Source organism: Bacteroidota bacterium, from assembly GCA_018266835.1.
GTDB lineage: Bacteria > Bacteroidota > Ignavibacteria > Tepidaquicellales > Tepidaquicellaceae > JAFDZO01.
Genome location: JAFDZP010000002.1, coordinates 1,354,451 through 1,380,045, shown reverse-complemented (window position 1 = coordinate 1,380,045; position 25,595 = coordinate 1,354,451). Strand labels below are relative to the sequence as shown.

Below are 25,595 nucleotides of genomic sequence, written 5' to 3'. Positions count from 1 at the left end.
AATTACACATTAAAGTTTTAACCTTTGGGCACTTTTTTAAAAGGTGTTCAGTTTAATTTTATGTGTGAAGATATGATTACAAGAAGTGAAATATATCTGATCGTTTTTGCATTTTGGTTTTTCTTATCGGTAGCTTCTTTTATAGATTTTCCCGCAAAAGAATCCCGGTTCAGAAAAAGCGCTGAGAAATATATTGAACAGATAGAAGCTTTCAAAGAAAAACACCACCGTTACCCGTCCAGCTTATCAGAGGTATTCAAAAATTACGATGAATCAAGTCCCGTCTTTTACGACCTGAAAGATTCCACTCACTATATAATATCTTTCGGAAGAATAACAGGCGAATCTAAAACTTATTATTCAATGTGCAAAGAGTGGGAATGAAAATTAGAATCATTGATTACACAGATGTAAAATGATTTTAAAGAAAATATTTATGGGTACAAATGATTTTAGGCAATTAAATTTTAAAACGATTCAAAATCATTTCAATCATGGAAAATCAGTGTAATCAGTGATTAGATTTCACAGCTCATAAAATCCCATTCTCCTGTCACCGAATAAGTTATTATTTTCGTTTATATTTTTATCGTCCGCTTCAGAAATATTTATATCTACTATAATACATTCCTCTTTATCCTTTGATGCCCTTGCAAGATATTCTCCTTTAGGAGAAACAATAACACTCTCACCCGTAAAAAATAATTCATTGCCGCTGCTGTCTTTATCGCTGCCGATTCTGTTAGCGGTAATTGTGAAGACATGGTTTTCTAAAGCTCTTGTGAACATTGCCTGCTGGCAGTAAGGCATAACAAGGTTAGACGGATGACAGATTATCTTTGCTCCTTTGAGAGCAAGTGTTCGCGCAGTCTCGGGAAAAATCCAGTCGAAGCATACCATCATTCCAATTTTTGTAAGATGAATTTCGTATGCCTCAAGCGGCATATTACCGGGAGTGAACCATTTTTTTTCTGAATCAAACAAATGAAGCTTGCGATAGATTTTATATGTACCGTCAGGACAATATAAAATTGAAGAATTGAAATATTCAAAAATAAATTTTTCACAGATTCCCGAGACTATATAAGCATTTTTCTTTTTGGCAAGCTCAAGCATGGTTTGTGAGAAAACTCCGCTGGGAATATTTTCTGAAGCGTGGTCAAGTTCATCTGCGCTTGAAAACATATAGCCTGAGTTGGCAAGCTCCGGCAGAACTATTAAATCAAAATCTTTATCTATGAGAGAGTCGTAAATTTTTTCGGCGTTTGCTTTAACGTCGTTTTGTGTGGGCTGAAACTGAAAGAATCCGATTTTCATAATTAAAAGAATTAATTTAGAAAATGCTATTATTATAAATTAAGTATTTTTACCCATGGAATATATCTAATAAGAAATATTACCTATTAGTGGTAATAGGTGGTAACAAGTATTAAGTGCTTTACATATTTACATTACTAAAATTGTATTTGTAATATCATAAATTTACGTGAAAACTTACGAGGGGGCGTAAGTTTTGCCCCTTGAATTAATAGGAATTTATACGCACCAATTTTTAAAAAGAAATTTGATATATTTCAAAAAATACGAACGCATGAAATTTTTACTAGACCTTCCTTTATATCTAGCCGTTCCCCTTATAATTATAATGTCAGTATTACTTTCCACCCTGGGATTGAAGTTTGTAAGAAAAAGATATACCGAAGATTATTTGAAAGATAATCATGAAGTCGGGGGATTCTTTTTTAATGCCTTTGGTTTACTCTATGCCGTGCTCATTGCTTTTGTAGTATTCGTAACCTGGACTGAATTTGATTCCTCAACCCGAGATATAGAAATGGAAGCAACACAAACTTACCTGTTATATTTTAATGCACAGGAATTCCCTGAACCATCCGGAACAGAAATAAAAAATGCCGTAAAGGAATATATCGATATCGTTGTTAATGCCGAGTGGCAGAAACTTCCCGCAGGTGAATTTGATTTCCGCGCAACAAAGGTTGTGACAAAGCTTTTTGATTTGTATGCTAAAGTAGATAAGCAGTTTGCTTTGAATTCAAAATTCTACGAGGAATCAATCGACAGATTAAATCAACTGAGTGAATTAAGAAGATTAAGAATTTTAGCTGCAACCAATAATGTTCCTATTATAATATGGATTGTTCTGATAATCGGAGGTGTTGTATCGGTAGGTTTCACTTATTTTTTCGGAATGAAAAACGCAGCAGTGCACTATACTCTTGTCGGTACTCTATGCTCGGTAAATGCGCTTCTGTTATTTTTGATATATGATCTTGACCATCCATTTTCGGGAAGCGATAAAATAACTACGCATGCATTTGATGTTGTGATGCAGGTAATAAACGGATTATGACTTAATCTTGTTATTCCTGAAAGATGTGATAATTTAAACCGAAGGGGTCACTCACTAAAAAACTTTTCTCGCTGTAAACATTTGTAACCTTGCATCCGTTCTTCTCAAGCAGTTTTTTTGCTTCTGCAGCATCTTCAACTCTGAACTCGAAAAAAATTTCTTTCTTCTCAGTGCCCGATACAAAAAAATTCATTTCGCCGCTTTTAAAATGAGATTCAACCGGATGCTTCTTAACAAGCTCCATACCCAGAATTTTCTCATAGTAATCACATGCCCTTTCATAATCATTAACTTCAACTGCTACAAAAGGGCTGAATTCGAATTTCATTATTGGTATGTGGTTTTATTCCAGTTCCTGGAAGATGTGAAATGTTACGCCATAAGGGTCTAAGAAAAGCGCGCTCTTCTTATTGTACAACATTACAATTGTGCAGCCCTGACTTTCAAGCAGTTCTTTTGCTTCGTCAAACTCTGCAACTTTAAATTCTAAAATTACTCTGCCCGGTTTTTGTTTTTCAACAAAGAAATTTGTTTTTCCTTTTTTGAAATGCGCCTCTTTCTGGTACTTCTTTATCAAGTCGAAACCGAGAATGTTTTTATAGAACTCTACAGCCTTGTCAAAATCTCTGACTTGAAGAGCTATGTAAGGGCTGAACTCAAAATTGATTTCTTTTTTTTCTGTCTTTTCTGCTTTTTCTTTTGTGTCCGATGTTGTTTTCTTGCTCAAATTTTTTTTATTTTTATTGGTGAATTTTATCAAAAAATATAAATAGAATATATTTTACGTAACAGGAAAAAAATAATTTTTTAACGAAAAACTTAGCTTCTTCCCTATGGTTTTTTCAAATGTTTCAAAATCATTGTTTATTTTTTCTTTAATCATTTCAACTGAGCCGAATTGAGTTAACAACTTCTTAGCAACTTTATCTCCTATTCCCGGAATTGATGTTAATTCTGATGATAAAGTTCTTTTATCTCTTAAGCTTTTATGGAACGTTACCGCAAACCTGTGAGCTTCATCTCTTACTCTTTGTAACAATTTTAATCCGCTTGAAGTTTTCGGAATTGACTGCGGATCTGTATCTCCCGGTAAAAAAACTTCCTCTAATCTTTTCGCTAATCCTATTATGTTCAAATTTTTTATTCCTAAATCATCAAGCACCTGTACTGCAGATGAAAGCTGGCCTTTGCCTCCGTCAATTATTACTAAGTCAGGAATGCTTGAAAATGATTCATCAGAATTTTTTTCCTCTTCCGGATTTTCTTTTGTTTTCTTTTCTTCCTGCTCAACATATCTTTTAAATCTTCTGAATATAACTTCTCTCATCGAAAGAAAATCATCGGGCTGTCCCGTTTCATTGGAGACTGACTGTATTTTGAACTTCCTGTAATCCGACTTCTTCGGCTTGCCGTCAAAAAATACTACCATCGAGGCAACAGTATCCGTACCCTGTATATGTGATATATCATAACATTCGATTCTCCTAGGTAGTTTCGTCAGCTTCAAATCTCTTTTCAATGCATCAAGTGATGGCGGAGTAAAATCTCTTTTCATCTTTGTCAGTATCAGTTCATCAAGCATCAGTCTCGCATTCTTTTTCACCATGAAGACAAGCTTATACTTCTCTCCTATTTTCGGAATTACAAAATCTACTCTGCTTCCTTTTCTTTTCTCAAGCCAGTCTTTGACAGTATCGGGATTTTCAAGTTCGTTCTGTAAATAAATTTCATCGGGGACAAAATCAGTTTTATTGTAATACTCCATCAGCAAATTTTCAATTATCTCTTCATCGTTTTTTTCCAGCATGTTGTTCATATAGAAATGCGTCTTGCCTATTACCTTACCGTCCCTGATTTTTAAAACCATTCCGCAGCCGTCGTTATCCTGTCTTTCAAATGCAAAAATATCTTTATCTATAATTTCATCATCTACCATCTTTTGTTTAGATGAATAAACATCTACTGCATTTATTCTATCCCGCAGCTTTGCAGCTTTTTCAAATAGCATTTCAGATGCATAAAAATTCATCCGCTGATTCATCTCTTTTAATAGCGATGATGTTTTTCCATTCAGAAGCTTTGCAACTTCATCTATCATTAAATTATAATCTTCTCTCGAAACCAGTCCTTCACAGGGACCTTCGCATTTCTTTATATGATAATCCAGACAGACTTTGAATTTTCCTTTAGCAATATTTTCATCGGTTAAATTCAGACTGCATGAACGTATCATAAAAATATCACGGATTGACTTCAGCGCAAATCGCATATTCTTCACATCGGTGTACGGTCCGAAATATCTTGAGCCGTCTGAACGTTTTTTTCTTGTCGGAAATACTCTCGGGTAGGGTTCGTTTGTGATTACAATATAGGGGTAAGACTTATCGTCTTTGAAATTTACATTATACCTCGGCTTCAACTCGTTTATTAAATTGAGCTCAAGTATCAATGCTTCAACTTCCGTATCGGTTGTTATAATTTCAACGTCACGGATCTTTGAAATCATTGTGTAAAGACGGCCTGTCTGCGGACGTGACTGGAAATATTGCCTGACACGGTTTTTTAAAATCTTCGCCTTGCCTACATATAGCAGCTTACCTTTTTCATCCTTAAACTGATACACTCCGGGTGTGGAAGGAAGATTTTCAAGTTTAGTGGAAAGTTCTGTATTTATTTTTATTTCTTCCATCCGGTTGTATTACCTGTAAACAGTTTTTCTGCAATAAGATTTCGCAATCAGATTTTTAAATAATTCTTAAGCAGATTTCTTTTGCGAAAGTTCCATCAGGATTCCTGCAGTGGATTTCGGGTGAAGAAATGCTATAAGCATATCATCCGCTCCCGTCTTGGGAGTCTTATCAATTAAATTTATTCCTGCGTTATCCAGGTGATATAATTTGTCAATTATATCATTTACTCCGAACGAACAGTGATGAATCCCCTCGCCCTTTTTTTCAATGAATTTTGAAATTGGAGAATCCGGCGCTGTGCCTTCGAGCAGTTCAAGATCACAATTTGTTAAATGCAGTTTCCTTACATTTACTTTTTGGTCTGCAACATGTTCCATAGGAGAAGCGTGTACTCCGAATATTTTTTCAAAAACAGGAACGGATTGTTCCAGAGATTTAACAGCTATGCCCAAATGATCGATTTTCATATTCTATCCTTTTTAATCGGCAATTATTTTGCCTGCTACACAAAATTAACAGGAAAGAATTTGAGAAAAAATGAAATAAGAAGTGAATATTGCAGAGGCGAAACACATACGTCTCTGCAATAATATAAGTGAATTATTTGGCAAGTATCATTCTGCGTGTAAAGGAAAAATCTCCGGCAGTAATTTTATAATAATAAATTCCGGATGAGAAATTTCCGGCATTCCATTTTACATTATAATTTCCTGCAGAAAAGTTTTGACTAACAAGCTCTTCAATTTCTTTCCCTAAAACATCATATACTTTAATTATTACATAGGAGTTTTCAGGAACAGAAAACGAGATGTTTGTTTCCGGGTTAAAAGGATTAGGATAATTTTGGGCGAGGAAAAATTTGTCAGGTATAGTTGTGTTTGTATTTACAACATCCGTTAAAAGTGTATCGCCCATTACAGTTCCATTTAATACACAGCCAATTAAAGTGTAGAAAGCTTCACATGGTGGGGGCTCACCTTCACAGCCACCCGATAAGCCAATATCTTTTGTATAAGTTAAAAATCTTTGAACTAATCCGTCATTCTTAAAAGTTTTCGATTCTTTGGTTTGCCCGAAAATTACAGACGTACCAACACTCGTACACAGAAAAGAACCATAAGGGCAAGTAATAGAATTATTTGCAGACATTCCCAGACTATCAATAAGTTTATCATTGGAATAACCGGAACAGCTTGGCGTAAAAGCCGAACGAATAAGAAGATTTGATCTGGTAGAATCATACCTTACCCAACCGGTGCCGATTAAAGGAAACCCTTTACAATAAAAATATTTTTTCCCATCTATCATTGTATCTTTAGTAATCGTAGCACGGGTTCTTGTTTCAGGAGCGAAATAAAATGTATTGCGATATGTATAAGAGTTGCCCACAACCAATGGAAAATATTTTGCTGAAACTGTATCAGCAGCAAATGAAAAATCCGAACATAAAAAAAGAAACCAAATAACAAATAAAGCAGCTATCTGGTTTTTAAAAATTGGTTTCATTTTGCCCTCCTCGTTTACACAAAAAGTGCAGAAATAAAATTGTAATATCAACAACTAAATTTAATCACATCATAAAAATTGGTCAAGGTTTTTTCTTCTTAAGTACTCAACAACTTCCTTTACTGACTGTGAATCTCCGCGTTTACAGATAAGCAGTCCGTTATCTGTATCTATAACAAGCAAATCTTCAACACCGATTAACGCAGCAATTTTCTGGTCGTTAATAATTAAATTATTTTTAGAATTAATTGTAACTGTTCTTCCTTTCTTCACGTTGCCTTCAGAATCTTTTTCTGAGATATTATAAATTTCATCCCATGAGCCTACATCATTCCAGCCGAAATCACTCTTGATAGTGTAAACACTTCCTGATTTTTCCATGATGCCGTAGTCAATCGAAATACTTTTTATCTGCGAGTAAACCATTTCAAGTGTCTTATCAAAATCTTTGGAACGAAGCACAGGAACAAGCTTCATTAAAGAAGTATATACATCTGCCAGTGAAACTTTCATTTCATCCATCATTGTATCTGCTCTGAATATGAACATGCCGCTGTTCCATAAAAAGTCACCGCTTGCAAGAAATGACTTTGCAACTTCAAGGTTTGGTTTCTCAGCAAAAGTTTTTACTTTATAAATTTTTTCGGGACCGTCCGGCTCATCAATAGATTCATCGGGATTAAACTGAATATATCCGTAACCTGTTTCAGGATGTGTGGGAGTTATTCCCAGTGTAATAATTCCGCCGTGCTCATTTACAAATTTTAAGCCGGCAGTCATAATTCTTTTAAACTCTTTTGTATCTTTTATTAAATGGTCAGAGGGAACTACAAGCACGTTTGCTTTGGGATCGAACTGCTGAATGAATAAACTCGCAAGTCCGATGCATGGCGCGGTGTTTCTTCCTATTGGCTCGGCAATAATATTGTGCTCGGGCAAATGCGGAAGCTGCTTGCGGACTTCATTTTTATGAGCTGCGTTTGTAACTACGAAAATATTCTGAGCAGGGATGAATTCGGTGAGACGTTTATACGTTTGCTGCACCATCGTATCAATTTCGTGTGAGACGTTTAGAAATTGTTTTGGCAGTTTGCTTGTGCCCTTTGGCCAGAATCTTGTTCCGGCGCCTCCTGCCATAATAACAGCGTAATTGTTCATGTATTGAGTTTAAAGAATTAGTTTAAAATTATTTGCTTTCTTTAGAGAGATAGATTTTTATTGGTTCATTCAGATAAGAAATAAACAGGTCAAGATCTTCGACTGGCTTATTAATTATGAGAAGACGCATTACATAGATTATGTATTTGAACGTTTCCTTCCAGATTTCTTCCGTGGGGTCTTTGCGGTAGTTCTGTAAATATTTTATTAATATATATCCGCCTTCAGCAACTTTTGCAAGAGATGCCAGCTGAATTGTGTTTGCGTAGCCGACAAGCTCCTTAAAGTTGTTCAGGTTTGATATTAAAATATTCAACGCTTCTATTTGAACATAATTACTTTCGATGTCGTTCAGGGAGTTAAATATTTTTTCGATATCGGATATTTTTCTTCTTATGTTGTTTGCTATGAATAACTTATGCTCGTCAGGATATAAATTGGAGAGCAGGCTCTCTGCGGATTTTTCTTCGTTCTGCTTTTGCTCTGCCTGAACTTTTTGTTTCTTTTCTTTTAGCAAACTCTTACGGAGTTTATCCAAAGATTTTATTAAGGAATCATAAGCAAGATAGTCATCACCTTTTAGTAAGCTTTCTATTAACGAAAGACTGTCAATGAATATTGTAAGAGTTTCCTCTGATAAATCATACTTGCCGTCGGAAATTTTCTCGAATGAAAGCTTAAAGGTTTCGTAGATATTTGTAATGACTTCCAGAGATAATTCTCGTGAACAGTTTTCAAGGAATGAAGTTTTATCTATTACATCTTTTATTATAAGATTTCTTTCATCGTAATTTTTGTTCAGCCGCTTAGCGAATTCCATCATGCGCTCAAAATCAAACTTCAGCTCATCGTTGGTGCGGAGTACGTAATTTTCATATTGAATGAACTCCTCGTTCGCCTGCTCAATGTTCTCTTCTTTCTGCTCTTTAATCTTTTCATTTATTTTTTCATCAGTTTTTTCATCCGGAATTTTTTCTTCAAAGAAATCACCTATTTCTTTTTTCTCATCTTCAATTTTTTCAGTCTCTAATGACGCCGCTATTTGTTCGTCGGGTAATTCAATACTTTGCTTGAAATCGCTTTCGTTTAACTCGGGAGCATCAAACAGAATTTCTTCCTGATTTGATTCTGCCTTTTCTAAAATTATTTCTTTCGTCTCAGGTTTCTTTTCTTCTGTTAAATCTTCTTTTGTTTCTTCTGTTACTATTTCTGTCCCGGAGCCTTTTAATTCTTCTCTTAATTTTTCTTCTGCAGTTATTTCAGTTTTTTGTTCAGCGGCTTCGATAGTTTTGTCATTTACATTTTCAATAACAGGTTTTTCCTCGGTAATCTCTTCTGTTTCTTCGTCATAAATTTCATCTGACTTTTCTTCTAATACTTCATCTTCTATTACATCCCAGTAAGAATTATCAGTTGTGGTAAGCGATTCTTTCTCCTCTGAAATAACGCTTGAGTCATAATCCGCTGTCGTAACTTCTTCCGTAAACTTTTCAGCCTCTGACTTAAACTCATTTTCGTTAATTATATTTTCATCGTAGCTGCTGAAATCATTTACATCGTTTTCATTGGTGTAATTTTCCTGAACTGTCTCCGCTATTTCATTTTCAACTAATGACTCATCTATAGAATTTGATTCCGGCAGATTAAATACTGCATTAAGATCTTCATCGTTTCTTTCTACTTCAACAAGCTCAAGATTATTTCTTTTCGAAATAAAATTCTCATCGGTAATAATATTATCTGTATCGTCATCGGCGTTATTATAAAAATCAGCTATTGTTTCATCTATATACTCATCAACAACTTCAATATCTTTAGTGAGCGGCTTTGTTACTTCCGGTTTCTTTATTTCCTTCTCTGCTATCTTCTTCGGCTCAACTGAGAAATAATTTATTATTTCCTTCTCAAGATATTTCGAATCGGCATCTATATTATAGGAAAGATTATTATAATTTATTTTTTCCTCTTCAACTTTCTTTAATATAAAAAGCACATAGTTCACAAATGCATCGAGCTTGTTCACCGATGAAAGCACGAACAGGTCCCTTAAAATATTATCTGAGTTTAAAATGAATTTGAAAGTATTATTAACGAGATGTAAATCTTTTGCGGCGAGGTCGTATGACTTCAGTAAAAGGTAGAGTTTATTAAAAACGATATTGAGGTATTCTTTATTCTTCATTGTTCGTATACAAAGAGCCGTCTATAAAATAGTAAAATTATCTGCTTTTGTTAATATAAATTCTCGGAATTCTTTGCGTGATGTTGCTGGTGATTTCGTAAGGAATTGTACCGCTGTGTTTTGCAACTTCGTAAACGGGATATTCCGCTCCGAACAAAATTACTTCATCGTTTATTTTTACCTCCGGCTCTGGTCCGATGTCTATCATAACCCAGTCCATACAAACCGTTCCCACAATTTCATATTTTTTCTTATTGATAATCACTTCACCTTTATTTGTAAGCGAGCGCGGATAACCGTCTCCGTATCCCACAGGAATTGATGCAATGTAAGTATCTTTATCAGTAAAATACCTTCTGCCGTAAGAGATGCTCTTGCCTTTCGGGACTTTCTTAATAAACCTGACCTTTGACTTAAAATTCATAACGGGCTTTAAACCTGTTTTGATATCATAATACTCGTCATCGGGATAGTAGCCATACAAAGAAATGCCGGGTCTTATTAAATTAAAAATATCTTCGTTGTAATTAAACACTCCGCCCGTATTGGAAATATGTTTGTATTTAAACTTATGAAGATTTGCTTCGGCTTCAGAAATAAAATGCTTAAAAGCGTTCACCTGCCTTACGGCAAATTTATGGTGGGGAACTTCACTTGTTGCAAAATGAGAATAAATACCTACTACATCTAAATTTTTCAGTTTCAGGATTTCTTCAATTGCTTCATGAGCCGTATCTATCGGAAAACCGACTCTGTTCATACCGGAATCTACCTGAATCTGAACATTCAGCTTCTTATTTAACGACTTTGCGACGGAATTCAGTCTTTTTGCATCATTTACATCAACTATTGTATAATGGTAATTTTCGTTTACAATTACCTCAAGATATGTTTTTGAAACGGGAAGCGTTCCCATGCAAAAAACTGTAGTATTTATCTTTTTTGTCTTTAAATATGCTGAAAGTCGAAGAGATTCCGAATAATCGGCAGTTCCGAGGAAATCTGTTCCTGCCAAAGCGAGCTCTTCGGCGCATCTTAGCATTCCGTGCCCGTAAGCATCAGCTTTTACTATTGAACAGATGAATTTATTGTTAATATTTTTTTTATCAGAGCTTTTTGAAAATAGCTTTTTAACAATAAAGAAGTTATTTTTGAGAGCTTTTAAATCAATTTCCGCATACGAATCATTGATTAAAACCTGCATGCTTTTCTTACCCATATGTTAGCAAACTTACTTAAAGTAAAAATTAAAAAGAATTGATTAATTTTTATATTTTGCTGACTGTAAGGGAAAGCAATAAAAATTTTTACATTTATAAAAAAATATTTTTAAAATATTTTGCAGAGGTTTCATAGGAGAAAAAAATTATTTTGCAAAACTTATAATTTTTTCTTGACAGTATAAAAAGGTTTTGGTAATATTAGTATGAAAAATTTAAACACACTCTTCTGTTAGAACTTTGTTAATAACTTTTTCATCACACCAAACATTTTCTGAAATCAGTATTACGGATATATAATTGTTAACAATGTTTGTTAATAACTTTTTATTGTTTGTTTTAACCTGCTAAAATCAATACTTTGCAGGGAATAAAGGCTGTTCACAGCTTTTAAGATTTAGGGGATTTTCCAGAGCAATCCGGAGAAAGGACTTAAAGTAATTTTTGAACCATTTTTCAATTGTTAATAATTTTTTAAAAACAGATTTAAATGCATACTTCCTCTACCCCACTTTTAGTTCAAGAAAAACAGAAAGATTTACAGAATAATACAGAGACAAGAAAAGATTTTTTAGCTGAACACGAAGAGATTTGGAATAATTTTTTAGATTTACTCAAACATAACATTCCGGAAAACGAAATAAGAACGTGGTTCTCAATTTTAAAACCGAAAAGTTTTGAAAACAGTATACTGACTATCACAGTCCCGAGCGAAGATTACTACGGCATCATTGAAAAAAGATACAACAAGTTCATCTCAAATATTATCTCAAGCGGACTGCTTGGCGAAAACGGCAAACTTCAGTACGAAATAAAAAATTCTATTCAGGAAGCAGCTCCGGAAATTAAAAAAGAAGAGCCTGCGCCCGATAATAATGTTTACAATATCCGTCAGAATCTTTACAGGCACGATATTCCTCAGCCGGTACAGCAAAGTGAACAGTACGAGCACAATCTAAATCCAAAATATACTTTCGAGCATCTTGTAAAAGGCGAGAGCAATGAGCTTGCCGTTGAAATTGCTTACGCAATTACAAACAATCCCGGCAAAGCATATAATCCGTTCTTTGTTTACGGGGGAGTGGGATTAGGTAAAACTCACCTCATTCATGCAATCGGAAATGAAATAGTAAGAAAAGATCCGACTAAAAAAATATTCTACACAACTACACCTGACTTCACAAACAGATTTATAGACAGCATCAGCAAGAACCGCGCAGGCATTTCTCAGAATGCAGGAAGCCCTTCGCAGCTTGATTCATTTTATAAATCTCTTGATGTATTAATAATCGATGACATACAAAATCTCAGCGGAAAAGATAAGACGCAGGATTTTATGTATCAGATTTTTAATTCTCTTTTCTCTGAAGGAAAGCATATTATTTTTTCAAGCGATAAGCCGATAAATCAGATTCAGGGAATTGAAGAAAGACTGATATCAAGATTCCAGTGGGGACTTACAATCGATATTCAGCCGCCAAGCTGGGAAATGAGAGTCGCCATCATTAAAAAGAAACTTGATGAGTACCAGATGTTCGCTCCGGAAGATGTGATTCATTACATTGCAACAAATGTAAAGGACAGCATAAGAACGATTGAAGGATGTATAGTCGGCATTACCAGCGAAAGTGTATTCAGCAAAAAGGGCGAGATAACATTAGATATTGCAGAGAAGGTTATACACAGAGTTGTTGGCAGTGCAAAGAGAGTAAAGAACATTACAATTGAATCCATAATTTCTACTGCAGCAGCATATTTTAATATTTCAGAGAATCAGATATTATCGAAGAAGAGAACTAAGGAAGTAGCGTATGCAAGGCAGACAGCTATGTTCCTGGCAAAAGAACTGACGACGTATACATTGCAGTCGATAGGACTTAACTTCGGCGGCAAGGACCACGCTACAGTGCTTTATGCATATAACATGATTTCCGAACAGTGCAAGACTAACAACAAAACTCTCAGCGATATAAATGAACTGAGAGAAAGAATAAGACAGCAGTGATCAATTAATAATTGATAATTAATAATGAATAATTTTAGAGGATGTAATTAATTTTGCATCCTCTTTTTATTTTATTCTCATTTTGTGATAAAAATTGTTCATAACTTATTCATAATTTTTTAGTTGATGATAGTTATTAGTAATAAAAGATGATTTTAAATTTTTTAAAAAAATGAATGTTAACAATGTTTGTAACACCTGTACTTACTCACAATCTTATTAGACTTACTTCTTTTAAAATTGATACAAAAAATAGATTTTAATACTTTACTGACAATACTAACATCATTACTACTATTACTACTTCTTTTAAATAAATAATATAATGTAATAAGTGTTCGGTTGTTAAAACTTTTTGATTGTACTTTACTGAATGATAGAAAAACTTTTTATAAAAAATTATCTGATAATAAAAGAGGCTGAAATTAATTTTTCATCCGGTCTTAATATATTAACAGGAGAAACGGGAGCAGGTAAATCAATAATCCTCGATGCGCTCGGAATGATACTCGGTGAGCGGGCAGATTATTCTCTTATCAGAAAAGATTCCGATAAAATGATTATTGAAGGATACTTTGATTTTAAGGATAATAAAAAAGTTAAAGCATTATTAAAAAGCCTTGAAATAGAGAACGAGAACGGATATATAATTATCCGCAGGGACTTGCTAAAAAAGGGGATTAGCAGGAATTTTATAAACGATGTTCCGGTAAATATTTCTGATTTAAAGGACCTGGGTAATATTATAATAGATATTCACTCGCAAAACGAACATCAGTCTTTATTAAATAAAGAAACTCACATAGGTATTCTTGACCAGTATATAAAAAATGAAGGGCTGCTTGAAAAATATAGAATCAGCTACGGAGAACTAAAAGATAGTATTAAAGACTACGAAAATCTGATCAGCAAAAAAGATGAATTAGCTGAAAGAAAAGAGTTTCTGGAATTTCAGCTGAAAGAAATAAATGATATAAATCCTGTTGAAAATGAAGATGAGGAGCTGCATACTGAACTTAATAAAATGGAAAACTCTGAGGAGATTTCCACTGCGTTAAATTCATCTATAGACCATTTATATGAATCTGATTTAAATGTTATAAAAGAGCTTTCTTCATCAATAAAGGAATTAAAAAAGATTTTAAAGTTTGACAACTCACTTGAAGAGAATATAAAAATCCTTGAAGAGAGTCTTGTAAACGTTCAGGAAGTTTCAACGTCGTTAATATCATACAATGAAAATATAAATTTTGATGCAGAAAGAATTGAGCAGATAAGAGAGCGTCTAGGCAGCCTTAATTTTTTAAAAAAGAAATACAGACTTTCTGTAAATGAAATTATAGAAAAGGCGAAAGAAGTTGCTAAAGAATTAAATATAGCTGAAAATTTTGATTATGAAACAGAACAGGCTGAGAAAAAAATATCGGAGAAAAGAAAAAATGTTTATAAGATAGCTAAAGAAATTTCAGATATAAGAAAAAAGAAATCAAAAGAGCTTGAAAAAAATGTAACGGGTATTTTAAAAGAAGTAGGACTGGAATCAGCAGAGTTTAAAGTTAATTTTGAAATATATAAAACTTCCGAAGAAAGTTTATTTTCGGAGAATAATGTTTTGCTCGCTTCAACAGGATTTGACGATATCGAGTTTTTCATAAAAACGAATAAAGGTTCGGATTTTTCACCGTTGAAAAAATCAGCTTCAGGCGGGGAAATTTCACGCGTAATGCTTGCAATTAAGTCAGTTTTATCGGATTCCGATGAAATAGAAATTCTCGTTTTTGATGAAATTGATGCTGGAATCAGTGGAAAAACTGCCGATAAAGTGGGAAAAGTACTCAAAAAGCTCTCAAAATCGCATCAGATTATTTCAATTACTCACCTTCCGCAAATTGCATCTCAGAGCGATTCTCATTATTTTGTGAGTAAGAAGGATTTAAATAAGGAAACTATTGCCGAAATAAAACAGTTATCCGGAGAAGAGAAAGTACTGGAAATTGCAAAGTTACTCAGCGGCGATAAAGTAACCGATTCAGGAATTACAAGCGCAAAAGAGCTTATAAATTCCGCTGCACAATAAGCAAAAATAGTATTAATTAATAATTGGAAAGTTTAATCTCTATAAGTTAATTTATTAATATGATAGTAAAGAAAATAGACTGTGAAGACTGTGACGCAAAAGCTGATTCTTTAATGAACTTTTCATTTGAGGATGATTTAGAAGTTATTAACTGCAATAAGATCTGTAACCACTTCAAAAAAGGCCAGACAATTTTTTACGAGGGAAACACTCCTCCCGGTTTATACTGCATCAATAAAGGCAAAGTAAAATTATACAGAACAGGCAAAGACGGCAAAGAGCAAATAACCGGCTTTGGTATTCCCGGTGACTTCCTTGGATACAGAGCAATTATTGCTGAAGAAGGTTATGCAAATTCCGCAACTGCTCTTGAAGATACTGTCGTATGTTTAATAAGAAAAGAAGATTTCTTAACTATGCTTCAGAAGAATTCTTACATCTCCAAACAGATGATGGTGAGCTTATGCAAAGAGCTCGGAATTGCTATGGAGAAGATTCAATCGCTTTCACAAAAAAGCGTGAGAGAAAGATTAGCAGAGACTTTATTTTATCTTAAGGATACTTTCAAAGGCAAAGAACAGGATGAGAGTAAAATTGAAATTGTGCTACCGCGAGAAGATATTGCAAACATTGTAGGAACTACAACTGAAACAGTTATAAGAACTCTTTCCGATTTCAAAAACGAAAAACTCATCGAGCTTGACGGAAAGAAAATAAGAATATTAAATGAAAATAAACTCAGAGAGATAGGGGGAATAGAAGAGCATTATACTTAAATATATACTTACTGTTTTTTTATTTATTTTTATTTCAAATTCATACTCACAACAAAACAACTACCAGGTACTTAATCTCAAGTTTTCTTTAAAATATCAGATCACGCAAAGCAGCTTCATTGAAATTCCCGATATTCCCAATCACAGACTCGGAACAGCTATCGGAACCGGAGTAGCGCTTTTCAATGACAGCTTATCCGTTCCCGTAAAATCATATTTTATATATGATTATGTTGATGGCAACGGTACTTTCACCGACTATTACGTTTTCACATTCAATAACGGCTCATCATTTACTGTTCAGGCTCAGGGTATTGCACAAGGTTCAGGTCCGAACGGCGGAAATCCTTTGTTTCAGGCAAACACTTATGTAACTGCAGGCACAGGAGACTTTGTGAATTTCAGAGCAGCAGGCACAATGACAGGCAACAGAAATTCCATGGTAGAGAACAGCGCATTGGTAAAACTCAGCTTCGATATGAAGTAATTTTATACCAAAAATTTTCCCCTCACCACCCATTTTACACCTTAACAACCTAAAAAACATCAATTTAAAAATATGATGTATATCATATTTAAATCTGACTGATATCATTTGGCAGGCGGGTAAATCTTTCTATTTTTGTAATGAAAAATTTATTCAATGCCACAACAACCGGACATATTAACTAAACACATCTGCTACCACTGCGGAGACGAATGCATCGATGAAATTTTATACGATGATAAGAGTTTCTGCTGCGCCGGCTGCAAGGCAGTTTATGAATTATTATTCCAGAGCAATCTCTGCAGTTATTATACATTAGAAAATCACCCCGGAATAAATTTAAAAGAATCCGGTTCAGGCATAAAATTCAACTATCTTGATGAAGCAGAAATTCAAAAACAGATAATTGAATTCTCAAACGACGAAATTACAAAAGTTACATTCTACATCCCCTCAATCCATTGTTCATCCTGTATTTATCTTTTAGAGCACCTCTACAAGATAGATCACGCAGTTGTAAATTCTAAAACAGATTTCACTCAAAAGAAAGTTTTTATTACCTATAAAACAGGTGAAACTTCCTTAAGGAAAATAGCAGAACTTTTATACAGTATTGGTTATGAGCCGGCGATAAATATTGATGATTTAGCTGAAAATGACAAACCGAAAGTATTAAAAAAACTATATTATAAAATCGGAATTGCCGGCTTCTGTTTTGGAAACATTATGCTGTTCAGTTTTCCCGAGTATCTTTCATTGGGAAATCTAGATATGTACTACAAACATTTATTCGGATATCTAAATATCTTACTATCCGTCCCCGTATTTTTTTACTGCGCATCAGATTACTTCAAATCTGCTTTCATAGGGCTCAAACAAAAATATATTAATCTTGATGTCCCGATTTCATTGGGTATAGCGGTAATATTTTTCAGAAGTGTATTCGAAGTTATTTCAGGTTTCGGCGCAGGATATTTTGATTCGCTGACAGGTTTAATTTTCTTTTTACTAATAGGAAAATTAATTCAGACAAAGACATTTGACTTTTTGAACTTCGAAAGAAATTATAAATCATATTTTCCGATATCAGTCACAATTTTAAAAGATAAGAACGAGACTACAACTCCTATAAATAAGCTGCAAAAGGGAGACCGTATCGTTATAAGAAACGGTGAGCTTATTCCTGCCGATTCCATTTTATTCAAAGGTAACGCCAAGATAGATTATAGTTTTGTAACAGGTGAATCGACCCCAATCGAAAAAGTATTTGGCGAAATAGTTTATGCAGGGGGACGGCAGGAAGGAGATGTTCTCGAGCTTGAAGTAGTAAGAGACGTTTCTCAGAGCTATCTTACTCAGTTATGGAACAACGATGCATTTAAAAAGACCGATGTAATAAAAACAAAATTAAATGATGTAATAGCAAAATATTTTACATATATAACTATAGCTGTAGCATTAACCGCAGGGGCCTTTTGGTTAAATAAAGATGTAAAAATAGCTGTGAACGTTTTCACAGCCGTTTTGGTAATAGCTTGCCCCTGCGCGTTAGCCCTGGCCGGGCCATTCGCGCTTTCAAACTCAATGAGGATTTTCGGTAAAAATAAATTTTATCTCAAAAATACCGGCGTGATTGAAAAACTTTCACAAATTGATTCGATTGTATTTGATAAGACAGGAACAATTACACAGGTAAAAAATGCTGAATTAAATTATTACGGAAGTCTCTTAAGCAATTACGAACTTTCCGAAATAAAATCTCTTGTTAAAAATTCAACTCATCCTCTCAGCCAGAAAATTTATGGCTCGATAAAATGTGACGGTGAATTTGCAATCGCCAATTATAAAGAATTTCCCGGTAAAGGAATTAAAGGAATTGTAGGAGAGAATGAATATAAAATAGGGATGCTTGAATTTGTAATGGCAGGCGATAGCAAAGAAGATGCTGAAAACAAAGCTTCGAAAGTTTATGTAAGCAAGAACGGAAAACTTAAAGGATATTTTTTAATTCTGAATTACTTCAGAAAAGGATTAAGCGAGCTTGTTAATGAATTAAAAGAAGATAAAGAGCTTTCACTTTTATCAGGTGATAATGATAACGAGAGACAAAACTTACAGGAGATATTCGGCACGCAGGCAGATATGAAATTTTACCAGAAACCCGAAGATAAACTCAGCTATATACAAACTCTTCAGGATAAAAACAAAAAAGTATTAATGATAGGCGACGGCTTAAATGATGCCGGCGCATTAAAGCAAAGCGATGCAGGGATTGCCGTGACAGAAAGCGTAACATGTTTTTCCCCTTCATGCGATGCCATACTTAGCTCTGAAAAATTCAGAGAGCTTAATAAATATTTAATATTTTCAAAGACTACGATGAATGTAATTAAAGCAAGTTTTGCATTCTCTATGCTTTATAATTTCGTAGGTCTTTACTATGCTGTACAAGGAGCGTTATCACCAATAGTAGCGGCAATATTAATGCCGGTCAGTTCAATTTCAGTAGTTCTCTTTGCAATATTTCTGACAGATTTTTTTGCAAAGAGACAAAAATTAATTTAAGCAAAATATACAACAATGGATGTGATGTTTATTCTTATAGGAGCGAGTATTACAGTAGCAATAACCTTTTTGTTTGCCTTCATGTGGGCAGTAAAATCGGGACAGTACGATGACAGATATACTCCGTCTGTAAGAATATTATTTGACGAAAATATTCAAAGCGAAACAGAAAATAAAAAATTATGAACTACTATTTAACCAGAAAAACCAATCTTAATTTTGATGATGCCATAAATAAAATGACATCAGCCCTCACCGAAGAGGGGTTTGGAATAATTTCTGAAATTGACGTGAAAGATACATTCAAGAAAAAAATTGACGTGGACTTCAGAAATTATAAAATCTTCGGAGCTTGTAATCCTTGTTTTGCTCATAAAGCAATTTTACTGGAAGATAAAATCGGAACGCTTCTTCCATGTAATCTTATTGTGCAGGAACAGGAAGACGGCGTCACAGAAGTTTCAGTAATTAATCCGCTGGAAACAATGGCAGGTATCGATAACATAAAGCTAAAAGTCCTTGCCTATGAAATTGGTGAGCGGTTAAAAAAAGTTTTAAATAATATATAATAACCAAGGAGAAAAATAATAATGACTGTTGAAAAATTCAGTTATGATAATAAGATAGTGAGGGATTTTGCGATTGCGTCTATTGTATTTGGAGTCGTTGGAATGTTAGTAGGGCTACTGGCTGCGCTTCAGCTATTTGCCCCTGTTCACAATTTAGGCACACAATATACAACTTTCGGAAGAATAAGACCTTTGCATACAAACGCGGTAATTTTTGCTTTTGTGGGTAATGCAATATTTATGGGTCTTTATTACTCTTTGCAGAGAGTTTGTAAGGCAAGAATGTTCAGTGATTTGCTGAGCAGAATTCATTTCTGGGGATGGCAGCTGATTATAGTTTTAGCTGCAATTACATTACCCTTGGGTCTTACATCCGGCAAAGAATATGCTGAGCTTGAATGGCCTATCGATATAATGATTGCTCTTGTGTGGGTTGTGTTCGCTATTAACATGTTCGGAACGATATTCAAAAGAAGAGAAAAACATATCTATGTAGCAGTTTGGTTTTATATTGCAACAGTTGTAACAGTCGCTGTTCTCCATATAGTAAACTCTGTTGAAATACCGGTATCATTTTTCAAAAGTTATCCTGTTTACGCAGGTGTTCAGGATGCGTTAGTTCAGTGGTGGTATGGTCATAATGCAGTAGCATTCTTTTTAACAACTCCTTATCTGGGTATGATGTATTACTTCCTTCCAAAAATGGCAGGTCGTCCGGTTTATTCTTATAAGCTTTCTATCGTTCACTTCTGGTCTTTAATTTTTATTTACATATGGGCAGGTCCGCATCACTTATTATATTCTGCGCTGCCTGACTGGGCGCAATCGCTCGGAGTAGTATTTTCAATTATGCTTATTGCCCCGTCGTGGGGTGGTATGATTAACGGACTTTTGACATTACGAGGCGCATGGGATAAAGTAAGAGACGATGTTACTCTGAAATTTATGGTCGTTGCAGTTACATGCTATGGTATGGCTACGTTTGAAGGACCTATGCTTTCATTAAAAAATGTTAATGCAATTGCTCACTTTACAGATTGGATCGTTGCTCACGTACACATCGGCGCATTAGGATGGAACGGATTTTTAACATTCGGAATTTTATACTGGCTTATTCCAAGGATTTACAAAACAAGTTTATATTCTAAAAAAATGGCTGCCTTCCACTTCTGGGTTGGCACACTCGGAATTGTATTTTATGCCGCTTCACTTTATTGGGCAGGGATAACACAGTCATTGATGTGGAAACAGTTCACTCCATTAGGCATTCTTCAGTATCCAAACTTCTTAGAAACAGTTATTCAGATTATCCCGATGTATATGATAAGAGCATTTGGCGGAGCATTATATCTTACGGGTGTGGTAGTAATGGTAGTCAATCTTATAAAGACTGCAAAGTCCGGAGTACTTGAAGCAAATGAACCTGCTGAAGCACCGGCTCTTGAAAAAGATTACGTTGATAAATCGACTAAGCACAGATGGCTTGAAACACGTCCCGGAAAATTTGCACTTCTTGCTACTATTGCTATAATAATCGGCGGTGCAATTGAAATGATTCCGACGTTCATGATAAAAGCTAATATCCCTACTATACCGAGTGTAAAACCATACACTCCGTTAGAATTACAAGGCAGAGATATTTATGTAAGAGAAGGATGTTACACATGCCACTCACAAATGATAAGGCCATTCAGATCTGAAACAGAAAGATACGGTGAATATTCAAAAGCAGGAGAGTTCGTTTATGACCATCCTTTCCAGTGGGGTTCGAAGAGAATTGGTCCCGACTTAATGAGAATAGGAAAGAAATATCCGAACCTATGGCACTATAATCATATGGAAAATCCGCGTAACGTTTCGCCGGGTTCTATTATGCCGAACTATGACTGGCTGCTGAAGCAAAATCTTGATAACTCTACTTTAGAGAGCAAGATAAATGCAATGAGGACACTGGGTGTTCCTTATGCACCGGGATATGAAAAACAGGCGCTGCAGGATTTAACCAAACAGGCAGAAGAATTAGCAGCGGACTTGCAAAAGAACGGAGCGCCGGCACAAAGCAACAAAGAAATTATTGCTCTTATTGCGTATCTCCAAAGAATGGGAACAGATATTAAAGGCGATACAACAACAGTAAAATAAATCAGAAAATTTTAATTATAAAATATGTTTGACAATATTTTAACATCAATAGAAGGAATAGCAATCTACCCTATATTTTCCCTGGTGATTTTCTTCCTGTTCTTTTTGGGATTAACGGTCTGGGTTCTGAAAGCGGATAAGAAATATTTAGAAAAGATGAGTGAAATTCCATTTGAAAAATAAATTTTGAAGAAATATAAAAATGAAACTTAAAACAATTTTATTTACAGTATTTGCCTTGATGATGTTTTCGGTGTCAGCTTTTGCACAGACAGCAACAACTACACCAACTGCAACCGGACCGGCATTAGACCAGAACTACATTGCTGCAGGCACACTAATCGGAATTGCATTCATGCTCTTCATGGTGATTTACTTCGGCAATATAGAGGGAATAACAGTGGGAGCTCCGAAGCGTGCAAAAGCATGGGCTTCATTGAGACAAATGCTTACACGTTCAGTACCGATTGAAAAAGAAAAAGACATTATGATGGACCACGAGTTCGATGGAATTCGCGAACTGGATAACACTATTCCGCCATGGTTCAATATTTTATTCTACGGAACAATAGTGATTGCATTCTTATACATGCTGAACTATCACGTTTTTAAAATGAGCGGACTTTCAGCAGAAGAATATAATGATGAAATGAAAGTTGCTGCAATGCAGAGAGATGAACTGATACGAACAGGAGCATTTATAAATGAGAACACAGTGAAGCTTATGAAAGATGATGCAACACTTAACGAAGGAAAAACAATTTTTACAACTAACTGTACAGTATGCCACGGACCTGCAGGCGGCGGACTTATCGGTCCTAACCTGACGGATGATTACTGGATTCACGGCGGCGGTATTGTAAATGTATTTAAAACTGTGAAATATGGTGTTCCGATTAAGGGTATGATTAGCTGGCAGAACCAGCTGAACCCGAAACAGATTCAGGCAGTAGCGAATTATGTTTTATCGCTGAAGGGTACAAATCCCGCAAACGGAAAACAGCCTGAAGGAACAATTTATACCGATAGCACAGCAGTTAAAATTGATTCAGTGAAAACTGACTCAACACAAATTAAAAAATAGATCTTATGAACTACGCCACGTTATAACTTCCCCTAGCCCAAGCCCCTTCGCGCCTCGGCGCGATGTGGGGAGGTATAGCGTGGTTAATTTTTTTAAAAGGGGCAAAAAATTATGATGTATCAAATGACAGAAGATAACGAGACTAAACAGATATACAGAGATAAAATTTCTATAGTAAGTAAAGAAGGTAAACGAAAATGGATTCACCCTCGCAAGCCAAACGGTAAGTTATACAATTTAAGAACTTGGTTCAGCGTTCTTCTGCTTGCAATCCTGTTTGGAACCCCATTAATAAAATACGACGGACACCCTTTATTTCTTTTCAACTTTGTTGAAAGAAAATTTATCTTATTCGGCTTTGCATTTGTACCGCAGGATTTTTACCTGTTCGGGCTTGCAATGATTTCAATTATAGTTTTTGTAATACTCTTCACAGTAATATTCGGAAGATTATTCTGCGGATGGGCATGTCCGCAAACTGTTTTTCTTGAAATGGTTTTCAGGAAAATTGAGTACTGGATTGAAGGTGATGCAGGAAAGCAAAGAAAATTAAACTCCGACCCGTGGACCGGAAGCAAGATAGTAAAGAAATTCTCCAAGTGGGGAATATTCTATGCCTTATCTTTTGTTATAGGAAACACTTTTTTGGCGTATATAATTGGTACGGATGAATTGTTCCACATAATAAGAGATGACCCCAAAAATCATTTGACGGGATTATTTTTAATTTTATTGTTCTCAAGCGCATTTTATTTTGTGTTTGCATATTTCAGAGAGTATGCCTGCATTTATGTTTGCCCTTATGGCAGATTACAGGGTGTATTGCTTGATAAACATTCTATAGTTATTGCATACGATTATAAGCGCGGCGAACCCAGAGGCAAAATAAGAAAGAACGAAGAAAGAAATTCAGGCGATTGCATCGATTGTAAGATGTGTGTTGATGTATGCCCGACAGGAATTGATATTAGAAACGGTACGCAGCTGGAATGTGTGAACTGCACTGCATGTATAGACTCATGTAACCATGTGATGGAAAGAATCGGAAAGCCAAAAGGATTGATAAGATACGATTCAGCTGTAGGTATAGAAACAGGAAAAAAATTCAAAGTTACTCCGAGAGAAATAGGATATTCAATAGTACTGCTGGTATTGATAGCACTGCAGGTTGTACTTTTTTCAAACAGAAAAGAAATTGATGCAACGATATTAAGAACCCCCGGACTTTTATTCCAGGAGCAGCCTGACGGAAGAATTACAAATTTGTATAATATTAACTTAGCGAATAAAACTCTTAAAGAAACACCGATTACCCTGAAGTTAAAAGGAATTGACGGCGAAGTAAAAATGATAGGAAACGATTTTAATCTTGCTCCGGCAGGAATAATAGAAGGAAAGTTTATTGTGTATATATCTCGGGATAAAATAAAAATGATGAATACGCCTTTTACAATTCAGGTTTTTGCAGGGGATAAATTGCTGAATGAGCTTGAGTCTTCATTCAACGGACCGGTAACAAATAATAAATAATTTTTAAATTACAATTATGAAAATAAGCTGGGGAATAAAAATAATAATTTCATTTGTCGTTTTTGCCATAGGAATCGGCACAATGGTCGGCATTTCAATGACAAAAAATATAGACCTCGTCTCCGAAAATTATTATGAAAGAGAATTGAAATATCAGGATAGAATTGATATGATTAACCGTACTAATTCTCTGACAGAAAAAATAATTTTTGATAATACCTCCAATTCGATAAAAATAAAATTCCCCGGCATTTTCTCGAAGGATAACATAACAGGAAAGATAAGTTTCTACAGAGCCATGGATAAGAAAAAAGATTTCAGTGTTGATATAAACAAAGATGAAAACGGTTTACAAATTATTCCAACTGATAAATTAGATAAAGGAAACTGGAAAGTAGAAGTATTGTGGAAAGTAAACGATAAAGAGTATTTCACTCAATCAGATATTTTTATAAACTAAGATGGAAGTATTAGCGGGATTTTTACTGGGACTTTTAGGCAGCTTTCACTGCGCAGTGATGTGCGGACCTATAGCTTTATCCCTGCCATCCTCTAATAAAACCAAATTGAATTTTCTTCTTGAAAGATTTTCTTACAATATCGGAAGAGTTGTAACTTATACTTTTTTCGGAACGATATTCGGATTCTTCGGTGAAAGAATCTTCATGGCAGGATTTCAGCAGATAATCTCAGTAGCCATTGGTATTGTAATAATTTTTTATCTTATAAGACCCTATATTAATAAAAGCAAAAATGTTTTTATCATAGAAAGCGGGAAAAGTAAACTATCTGTTTTTAAGAACATTTTTGCTAAATTTTATTCAAAAAATTCCAAAGCTTCGCTGTTTGGAATCGGAGTTCTGAACGGATTTCTTCCGTGCGGATTTGTTTATATAGCCTTGACGGGCGCCGTTGCGCTGAGAACCCCAGCTGGTGGTGCGCTCTTCATGGCTTTTTTCGGAATAGGAACACTTCCTATGATGCTTGGTATTTCAATGTCGAAAAATTTTGTAAGCGTTAACATCAGAAGAAAAATAAATAAACTCTCACCCGCTATTGCACTGCTCTTCGCATTAATTTTTATCCTTCGCGGATTGAATCTCGGTATTCCATATCTCAGCCCAAAACTTGAACCGTTACAAAAAATAACCGAACAGGTTATCTGCCATTAATTTCTTTTTGCTAAAACTCACCATAAAACTCTAATTATCAACTCTTTAATTTTCTAATATT

General features: G+C 34.8%; 24 protein-coding genes. 15 read left to right on the top strand and 9 right to left on the bottom strand.

Annotation, left to right across the window (positions count from 1 at the left end; translation table 11 throughout):
* Positions 1–24: 24 nt before the first annotated feature.
* Positions 25–384, top strand: coding sequence for a hypothetical protein (locus JST55_07820; GenBank protein ID MBS1493401.1), 360 nt, complete (start codon positions 25–27; stop codon positions 382–384).
* A 141-nt stretch (positions 385–525) separates the two neighbouring features.
* Here JST55_07820 and JST55_07815 read toward each other — a convergent pair whose 3' ends face one another.
* Positions 526–1,317, bottom strand: a complete 792-nt coding sequence (locus tag JST55_07815; GenBank protein MBS1493400.1) for an acyltransferase — start codon at positions 1,315–1,317, stop codon at positions 526–528.
* A gap of 328 nt (positions 1,318–1,645) precedes the next feature.
* Here JST55_07815 and JST55_07810 point away from each other — a divergent pair, with 328 nt between their 5' ends.
* The gene (locus JST55_07810; GenBank protein ID MBS1493399.1) at positions 1,646–2,371 is read left to right on the top strand and encodes a DUF4239 domain-containing protein; all 726 of its coding nucleotides are present in this window, start codon (positions 1,646–1,648) and stop codon (positions 2,369–2,371) included.
* Between the two features lie 10 nt (positions 2,372–2,381).
* On the opposite strand, the gene JST55_07805 is transcribed toward JST55_07810, so the two are convergent.
* The 8 genes from JST55_07805 to alr form a co-directional block, all read right to left on the bottom strand.
* Positions 2,382–2,699: a VOC family protein gene (locus JST55_07805; GenBank protein ID MBS1493398.1), complete on the bottom strand. Its 318-nt coding sequence runs from the start codon at positions 2,697–2,699 to the stop codon at positions 2,382–2,384.
* A 15-nt stretch (positions 2,700–2,714) separates the two neighbouring features.
* Positions 2,715–3,098 carry a VOC family protein gene (locus JST55_07800; GenBank protein ID MBS1493397.1) on the bottom strand — a complete coding sequence of 128 codons (384 nt, stop codon included), beginning with the start codon at positions 3,096–3,098 and terminating at the stop codon, positions 2,715–2,717.
* A gap of 54 nt (positions 3,099–3,152) precedes the next feature.
* Positions 3,153–5,060: an excinuclease ABC subunit C gene (locus JST55_07795; protein ID MBS1493396.1), complete on the bottom strand. Its 1,908-nt coding sequence runs from the start codon at positions 5,058–5,060 to the stop codon at positions 3,153–3,155.
* 66 nt (positions 5,061–5,126) lie between these two features.
* On the bottom strand, positions 5,127–5,528 hold the full coding sequence (gene mce / locus JST55_07790) for a methylmalonyl-CoA epimerase (protein MBS1493395.1): 402 nt from the start codon (positions 5,526–5,528) through the stop codon (positions 5,127–5,129).
* A gap of 133 nt (positions 5,529–5,661) precedes the next feature.
* Positions 5,662–6,567, bottom strand: a complete 906-nt coding sequence (locus JST55_07785; GenBank protein ID MBS1493394.1) for a T9SS type A sorting domain-containing protein — start codon at positions 6,565–6,567, stop codon at positions 5,662–5,664.
* A 69-nt stretch (positions 6,568–6,636) separates the two neighbouring features.
* Positions 6,637–7,725 carry a mannose-1-phosphate guanylyltransferase gene (locus JST55_07780; GenBank protein ID MBS1493393.1) on the bottom strand — a complete coding sequence of 363 codons (1,089 nt, stop codon included), beginning with the start codon at positions 7,723–7,725 and terminating at the stop codon, positions 6,637–6,639.
* 28 nt (positions 7,726–7,753) lie between these two features.
* On the bottom strand, positions 7,754–9,907 hold the full coding sequence (locus tag JST55_07775; GenBank protein MBS1493392.1) for a hypothetical protein: 2,154 nt from the start codon (positions 9,905–9,907) through the stop codon (positions 7,754–7,756).
* Positions 9,908–9,944: 37 nt separating this feature from the next.
* A complete protein-coding gene (gene alr, locus JST55_07770) occupies positions 9,945–11,126 on the bottom strand; it encodes an alanine racemase (protein ID MBS1493391.1) in 1,182 nt (393 codons plus the stop codon).
* 491 nt (positions 11,127–11,617) lie between these two features.
* On the opposite strand from alr, the gene dnaA reads away from it, so the two are divergent.
* From dnaA to JST55_07705, 13 genes are all read left to right on the top strand, one after another.
* Positions 11,618–13,132: a chromosomal replication initiator protein DnaA gene (gene dnaA, locus JST55_07765; GenBank protein MBS1493390.1), complete on the top strand. Its 1,515-nt coding sequence runs from the start codon at positions 11,618–11,620 to the stop codon at positions 13,130–13,132.
* A 373-nt stretch (positions 13,133–13,505) separates the two neighbouring features.
* On the top strand, positions 13,506–15,209 hold the full coding sequence (gene recN, locus JST55_07760; GenBank protein MBS1493389.1) for a DNA repair protein RecN: 1,704 nt from the start codon (positions 13,506–13,508) through the stop codon (positions 15,207–15,209).
* A 113-nt stretch (positions 15,210–15,322) separates the two neighbouring features.
* Positions 15,323–15,985, top strand: coding sequence for a Crp/Fnr family transcriptional regulator (locus JST55_07755; GenBank protein ID MBS1493388.1), 663 nt, complete (start codon positions 15,323–15,325; stop codon positions 15,983–15,985).
* 349 nt (positions 15,986–16,334) lie between these two features.
* Positions 16,335–16,472: a hypothetical protein gene (locus tag JST55_07750; protein ID MBS1493387.1), complete on the top strand. Its 138-nt coding sequence runs from the start codon at positions 16,335–16,337 to the stop codon at positions 16,470–16,472.
* Positions 16,473–16,628: 156 nt separating this feature from the next.
* Entirely contained in the window at positions 16,629–19,037 is a 2,409-nt protein-coding gene (locus tag JST55_07745; protein MBS1493386.1) for a heavy metal translocating P-type ATPase metal-binding domain-containing protein, read from the top strand.
* 15 nt (positions 19,038–19,052) lie between these two features.
* Positions 19,053–19,223 (top strand): cbb3-type cytochrome oxidase assembly protein CcoS, encoded by a 171-nt coding sequence (gene ccoS / locus JST55_07740; protein ID MBS1493385.1) that lies wholly within the window; start codon positions 19,053–19,055, stop codon positions 19,221–19,223.
* Positions 19,220–19,606, top strand: coding sequence for a DUF302 domain-containing protein (locus JST55_07735; GenBank protein ID MBS1493384.1), 387 nt, complete (start codon positions 19,220–19,222; stop codon positions 19,604–19,606). Before ccoS ends, JST55_07735 begins: the two co-directional genes overlap by 4 nt.
* A 21-nt stretch (positions 19,607–19,627) precedes the next feature.
* Complete coding sequence (gene ccoN / locus JST55_07730; GenBank protein MBS1493383.1) at positions 19,628–21,748, top strand: cytochrome-c oxidase, cbb3-type subunit I; 2,121 nt, start codon at positions 19,628–19,630, stop codon at positions 21,746–21,748.
* A 24-nt stretch (positions 21,749–21,772) separates the two neighbouring features.
* Positions 21,773–21,931 carry a CcoQ/FixQ family Cbb3-type cytochrome c oxidase assembly chaperone gene (locus tag JST55_07725; protein MBS1493382.1) on the top strand — a complete coding sequence of 53 codons (159 nt, stop codon included), beginning with the start codon at positions 21,773–21,775 and terminating at the stop codon, positions 21,929–21,931.
* A 58-nt stretch (positions 21,932–21,989) separates the two neighbouring features.
* Complete coding sequence (locus JST55_07720; GenBank protein MBS1493381.1) at positions 21,990–22,832, top strand: c-type cytochrome; 843 nt, start codon at positions 21,990–21,992, stop codon at positions 22,830–22,832.
* Positions 22,833–22,955: 123 nt separating this feature from the next.
* A complete protein-coding gene (gene ccoG, locus JST55_07715) occupies positions 22,956–24,362 on the top strand; it encodes a cytochrome c oxidase accessory protein CcoG (GenBank protein MBS1493380.1) in 1,407 nt (468 codons plus the stop codon).
* 16 nt (positions 24,363–24,378) lie between these two features.
* Positions 24,379–24,822, top strand: a complete 444-nt coding sequence (locus tag JST55_07710; protein ID MBS1493379.1) for a FixH family protein — start codon at positions 24,379–24,381, stop codon at positions 24,820–24,822.
* A gap of 1 nt (position 24,823) precedes the next feature.
* A complete protein-coding gene (locus tag JST55_07705) occupies positions 24,824–25,534 on the top strand; it encodes a sulfite exporter TauE/SafE family protein (protein ID MBS1493378.1) in 711 nt (236 codons plus the stop codon).
* Positions 25,535–25,595: the final 61 nt, after the last annotated feature.

Coding starts and splice junctions, on each gene's coding strand:
- JST55_07745 (MBS1493386.1), top strand. CDS start 16,629: ATGCCACAACAACCGGACATATTAACTAAACACATCTGCTACCACTGC.
- JST55_07705 (MBS1493378.1), top strand. CDS start 24,824: ATGGAAGTATTAGCGGGATTTTTACTGGGACTTTTAGGCAGCTTTCAC.
- JST55_07720 (MBS1493381.1), top strand. CDS start 21,990: ATGATGTTTTCGGTGTCAGCTTTTGCACAGACAGCAACAACTACACCA.
- JST55_07810 (MBS1493399.1), top strand. CDS start 1,646: ATGTCAGTATTACTTTCCACCCTGGGATTGAAGTTTGTAAGAAAAAGA.
- JST55_07755 (MBS1493388.1), top strand. CDS start 15,323: ATGAACTTTTCATTTGAGGATGATTTAGAAGTTATTAACTGCAATAAG.
- ccoS (MBS1493385.1), top strand. CDS start 19,053: ATGGATGTGATGTTTATTCTTATAGGAGCGAGTATTACAGTAGCAATA.
- mce (MBS1493395.1), bottom strand. CDS start 5,528: ATGAAAATCGATCATTTGGGCATAGCTGTTAAATCTCTGGAACAATCC.
- JST55_07805 (MBS1493398.1), bottom strand. CDS start 2,699: ATGAAATTCGAATTCAGCCCTTTTGTAGCAGTTGAAGTTAATGATTAT.
- alr (MBS1493391.1), bottom strand. CDS start 11,126: ATGGGTAAGAAAAGCATGCAGGTTTTAATCAATGATTCGTATGCGGAA.
- JST55_07795 (MBS1493396.1), bottom strand. CDS start 5,060: ATGGAAGAAATAAAAATAAATACAGAACTTTCCACTAAACTTGAAAAT.
- dnaA (MBS1493390.1), top strand. CDS start 11,618: ATGCATACTTCCTCTACCCCACTTTTAGTTCAAGAAAAACAGAAAGAT.
- JST55_07710 (MBS1493379.1), top strand. CDS start 24,379: ATGAAAATAAGCTGGGGAATAAAAATAATAATTTCATTTGTCGTTTTT.
- ccoN (MBS1493383.1), top strand. CDS start 19,628: ATGACTGTTGAAAAATTCAGTTATGATAATAAGATAGTGAGGGATTTT.
- JST55_07775 (MBS1493392.1), bottom strand. CDS start 9,907: ATGAAGAATAAAGAATACCTCAATATCGTTTTTAATAAACTCTACCTT.
- JST55_07780 (MBS1493393.1), bottom strand. CDS start 7,725: ATGAACAATTACGCTGTTATTATGGCAGGAGGCGCCGGAACAAGATTC.
- JST55_07815 (MBS1493400.1), bottom strand. CDS start 1,317: ATGAAAATCGGATTCTTTCAGTTTCAGCCCACACAAAACGACGTTAAA.
- ccoG (MBS1493380.1), top strand. CDS start 22,956: ATGACAGAAGATAACGAGACTAAACAGATATACAGAGATAAAATTTCT.
- recN (MBS1493389.1), top strand. CDS start 13,506: ATGATAGAAAAACTTTTTATAAAAAATTATCTGATAATAAAAGAGGCT.
- JST55_07785 (MBS1493394.1), bottom strand. CDS start 6,567: ATGAAACCAATTTTTAAAAACCAGATAGCTGCTTTATTTGTTATTTGG.
- JST55_07735 (MBS1493384.1), top strand. CDS start 19,220: ATGAACTACTATTTAACCAGAAAAACCAATCTTAATTTTGATGATGCC.
- JST55_07725 (MBS1493382.1), top strand. CDS start 21,773: ATGTTTGACAATATTTTAACATCAATAGAAGGAATAGCAATCTACCCT.